General features: G+C 28.3%; 1 protein-coding gene. It reads right to left on the bottom strand.

The genetic code is table 11. The features are described from left to right. Positions 1-146: 146 nt before the first annotated feature. The gene (locus CLPUN_RS13285) at positions 147-386 is read right to left on the bottom strand and encodes a hypothetical protein (protein ID WP_077847752.1); all 240 of its coding nucleotides are present in this window, start codon (positions 384-386) and stop codon (positions 147-149) included. Positions 387-516: the final 130 nt, after the last annotated feature.

The raw sequence follows: 516 nt of genomic DNA, 5'->3' as shown, positions 1-516 counted from the left end.
CCGGAAACTCTTTGCTCATTTCTACTATTCTATACTTAAATTGTTTGTATCTATTTTCTGGAATTGGCTCTGATGGTTCTTTCACTTTTCGGACTTTTTCTTCTTCATATTCTAATTCATCTTCATCTAGTAAATAATCAACCTCTCTACGTTTTTTCATATCTCACCTGCCTAATTGAACCATTAATTTTTTTATAAGCAGAATGATCCATACACTCTCTAAAATTATCTGTTGATTTTTCTTCTTTTATATTTTTAGAACCACAATGAGAACATGAAATATAATTCCCTTTTCTAAGGGTATCCTCAACCTCTTCTGTAAGTAATATTGTTTCTTTTTTACATTTATTAATTTTACATAAATATGACGTATACATTGATTTCATGTTCTCACCTTGTATAATGAACATGTAGTAAAAATTCATTATACTTTTCCTTTCTTAATAATTTTACTATACTTAACATAAGACGCTGTGGATTAGTTTTTTCACCTATAGCTAGACTATTTCAACTGAG

The sequence above is a fragment of the Clostridium puniceum genome (assembly GCF_002006345.1).
In the GTDB taxonomy this organism is placed as follows: domain Bacteria; phylum Bacillota; class Clostridia; order Clostridiales; family Clostridiaceae; genus Clostridium; species Clostridium puniceum.
The sequence above is the reverse complement of the archived record's forward strand: the minus strand, read 5'-3'. Positions and strand labels throughout refer to the sequence as shown.

Bases quoted from the DNA above. Each gene is read 5' to 3' on its own strand.
- CLPUN_RS13285 (WP_077847752.1), bottom strand. From the start codon at position 386: ATGAAATCAATGTATACGTCATATTTATGTAAAATTAATAAATGTAAA.